The 3,390-nt window shown below is 47.8% G+C and carries 3 protein-coding genes and 1 pseudogene; 3 read left to right on the top strand and 1 reads right to left on the bottom strand.

From position 1 onward, the window contains the following. The 3 genes and pseudogenes from H740_RS11635 to H740_RS02170 all read left to right on the top strand — a co-directional run. A pseudogene (locus tag H740_RS11635) lies at window positions 1-120 on the top strand (D-amino acid aminotransferase); the annotation flags it as partial. A 246-nt stretch (window positions 121-366) separates the two neighbouring features. Beyond that, a complete protein-coding gene (locus H740_RS02175; RefSeq protein ID WP_002950808.1) occupies window positions 367-864 on the top strand; it encodes a 2-thiouracil desulfurase family protein in 498 nt (165 codons plus the stop codon). Then, entirely contained in the window at window positions 842-1,087 is a 246-nt protein-coding gene (locus H740_RS02170) for a hypothetical protein (RefSeq protein WP_002950807.1), read from the top strand. The genes H740_RS02175 and H740_RS02170 overlap by 23 nt, the downstream gene beginning before the upstream one ends. Before the next feature lie 461 nt (window positions 1,088-1,548). Here H740_RS02170 and H740_RS02165 read toward each other — a convergent pair. Further along, window positions 1,549-3,390: bifunctional C40 family peptidase/M15 family metallopeptidase (locus H740_RS02165; protein WP_002950805.1), on the bottom strand; the 1,842-nt coding region annotated here is incomplete at its 5' end.

Raw genomic sequence — 3,390 nt, 5'->3', positions numbered from 1 at the left:
CCGATACTGCCCGTCGTCAAGGCCGACGGCAAGCCGATAAGCGGCGGCAAAGTCGGTAAATACGTGCCTATGCTAAGGCAAATGTATATAGATAAGATAAAAAAAGAGGCTGGACTTTAGAGCAAATTTGGCGTTTAAGCCTGCCTTGTGTTTTGCGTAAGGTGGCTTAAAATTTGCCAAATTTGGCGGCTAGTTCGCAAAAAGCTTTGGCAAAATTGGGTCGTCAAATTTGACGCGATGTGTGTTAAATTTAAGCCCAAATTCGTCAAATTTGGCCTAACCAATCGGCGGTAAATTTGCCACCCGAAGCGTTAGTAAATTTGAGCCAAAATAACGCCTACCTACCATCAAATTTCGGAACTAACGATGAAAAATAAACCCAAAATTTTAATCAGCGCCTGTTTGCTCGGCGAAAACTGCAAATATAACGGCGGTAATAATACAGACGCTATCCCTGCGGAGGCGCTCGATAAACTTGAGCAAATTTACGAGCTCATCGCCGTTTGTCCGGAGTGCATGGGCGGACTAACGACTCCGCGCGAACCTGCCGAAATTTGCACAAATGGGCGAGTAATAACTAAATTTAGCGGTCGCGACGTGACGGATGAGTTTATTTCCGGCGCTCAAATTTGCGCCGATGTCGCTCGCGAAAACGGCTGTAAAATCGCGGTTTTAAAAGAGCGAAGCCCAAGCTGCGGAAGCGGCTGGATTTACGATGGAAGCTTTACTGGGCGACTCGTTAGCGGCGATGGGATAACCGCAGCGGTGCTAAAAAAACTTGGCGTTCGGGTAGTTGGCGAGAGCGCGCTTTTAGAGCTAAATTTAGAAAAAGAAGCGCAAAATGGCCGAGTGGATAAATGTTAAAGACATAGCGGACGGAGCGAAAATTTACGCCGGGGCGGCGATTAGGATAATGCCCGTGCCGCGCGGGCTGGCAGAGGGAAATTTTATCCCCAAAAACGGGCTTGTTTACCTTATCTCGGACAACGCTTCGGACAAGAGCTATTTTAACTGCGTCTGCCTAAGCACAGGCAAAGAAGGCAACGTGATCTGCCGCCCCTGGCGAGATGGCAACTACGTACTTTGAAGCGAGATCAAGCGGATGTTTGAGAGTGAGCTACAAGAGGCGTTTGTAAGTGCGAGCGTTGTAATCGCGGTAGTGTAAGGCGGCAAATTAAGTAGCTGAAATTTGTTAGCGAGAATTTGGTTTAGGTTGCTAGCGAGCGGCGTAAACATTATTATAGTTTCTGCCATAAGGCAAGTTGGAGCTAAAATTTATCAAATTTACTTAAGCTTAAAATAGATTTGATACATAGACTGCTGCTAAAATCAATGAGTAAATTTTACAAACAGCCAAAGCGGTAAATAAATTTTGAGCCGTTGGTGCTTAAATTTACCCATAACCAAAAAGTCAAATTTAAACTGTTTGTCGCCTCGATTAGAGCTCAAATTTTAACAGAGGGCAAAACGGCGACATCCCAGCCGCTAGCCGAAACATAACGATAAATTTGAGTCAAATTCCACTCAAATTTATCGTTAAAACTGCTATCAAAAATATCTTAGATGCCCAAATTCCGGCCTATACTCAAAGTGCATCGTGTCAAAGCTCACCCAGCGCCCGCCCCAGATAAAGCCGTGTTTCTCAAAAATGCGTACGATCTCCTCTGGGATTTGATTGCGGTAGCGGCCGTCCTTGCTCCAGCGCCAGTAGTCGCTCTTGTCGGTGTTTATGTCGATAGCGATGCCGTAGGAGTGCGCGCTCTTGCGCTTGGTGCCCTCGACCACGCGCCAGTTAAAGGTACCCGACGGGTTGTCAAGAAACTTTAGCAGCTCGGGTTTTTGCAGGGCCAGCGCGTCAAGTTCGTTTGAAACAGCTTGCAGAGCAGCTGCTGCGCCGTTTTTGGAGTTAAATTTAAACGTCTTGCTACCGTGATTTTTTAGCCAAACGACTTCTGTCAAATTTACCTTCACTTCCGCCTCGTTTGCACCGTAAATTTTATCCAAAAGCTCGTAATTTCGGTATCTGCCAGCGTCATTGCTAGGTAGAGCCAGAGGTTTAAATAGCGGATAAGGCTGCGCAAAAGTATCCTCGACATCAGCTAGGTTTAGCAGGTGCGCCGTATCTTTTGTCTCGCCGTCGTCAAATTTGATCTTAGCGCCATCCGCAAAAATCACCTCGTTGCCGACTATTTTCACGCCGTAAGCTTTTTCGATCGCCGATTTTTTCGCGCGCTGCGCCTCTTCGCCGCTAGCCACTTCAAAGGTATTCATGGAATTTATCCGCGAAACCAGCAAACGTTTTGGATCGATGTCTGAGACATCCGAGCCTATTTTTAGCGTCGTGATCGCTATGCCGCCGATCATGGCTCTGCCGTTATCTTTCGTGCGGATACCCCAGACGTCGTGCACGGCGAGCGGTTCGCCTCCGCGCAGACCGGCGTAGAGCATGATGTGCCCGTTCATGTGAAATAACGTTCTATACGGCACTGCCTGCGTTTTGATGACGCGCAGTTTTTCTTCTGCGCTTAAATTTGCCAGGCTCACGACCTTGCCGATCTGACCTTGCGCCTTTGAGTTTCGCGGCAGCCACACGCCAAAGCTACCGAGGAAATCCTGTAAAAACAGCGAGCAGTCGCGCTTACCGCCGAAGCCGCCCCAGCCGTAGCTTTGCCCGAGTAGCGATGATGCCAGCGTTCTTACGTTTTCATCGCTAAATTTAAGCGGAAAGCGGCTCGCGCTTTGTTTTGAGATCTCGTAGTTTTTTAGTCCGTTTTGAGTCTGGATTTTGCCGTAAAATTTAAACTGATCCTCGCTTTGAAACGGCAAAATCGCACCTATGCGCCCGTAAAACAAAAAGTTGCCGTTTTTGTCGTAGATAGGTTCTTCGTCTTTGATAACACTTAAAAATTTAGAGTTTTTTAGCTCGCGCACGCCGTCCGCGCTTAAAATTTTGATTTCGGTCGATTTCACCCAGGCCCATGCGGCGTCGCTACCTACGAACGCCCACGCGCCGTCGGCCGAAAAGTGCGAAACGTAAAGCGGATAACCGATTGAGACGAAAGAGAGCTGGGCGTAGTCAAACGGCAGCCCTTCGCCTGCGCGCACGGGATTATAGAGTACGGCCTCGTCGGTCGGTATGTTTCGCAGGCTAGTATTTGCCGTCGTTATCGCAGGTAGAGAGACTTTACCGAAGCTCTCTACGCTCGCGTTTTTGCGCACTTTTTCAAACCATTCGTTTGGTATTTTGCGCATATTTGAGAAATAATATTGCCTTTTTGACGTGTTTTTATAGTAATCTAGCGCCCAAAAAGCGTCTTTTGCAGTGGTTGCAGGCGCTTTTAGATCAAGCGCGTTAAAGCGTTTTTGCAGCAGAGCTTCGCCGTTACTTTG

Origin of the sequence: Campylobacter showae CC57C (assembly GCF_000344295.2) — a bacterium.
GTDB classification, from domain to species: domain Bacteria; phylum Campylobacterota; class Campylobacteria; order Campylobacterales; family Campylobacteraceae; genus Campylobacter_A; species Campylobacter_A showae_B.
Note: the sequence above shows the minus strand (reverse complement) of the source record. Positions and strands in the feature narration are given on the sequence as shown.

Excerpts from the sequence above, each read along its gene's own strand:
- H740_RS02175 (WP_002950808.1), top strand. The coding sequence starts at position 367 with ATGAAAAATAAACCCAAAATTTTAATCAGCGCCTGTTTGCTCGGCGAA.
- H740_RS02170 (WP_002950807.1), top strand. The coding sequence starts at position 842 with ATGGCCGAGTGGATAAATGTTAAAGACATAGCGGACGGAGCGAAAATT.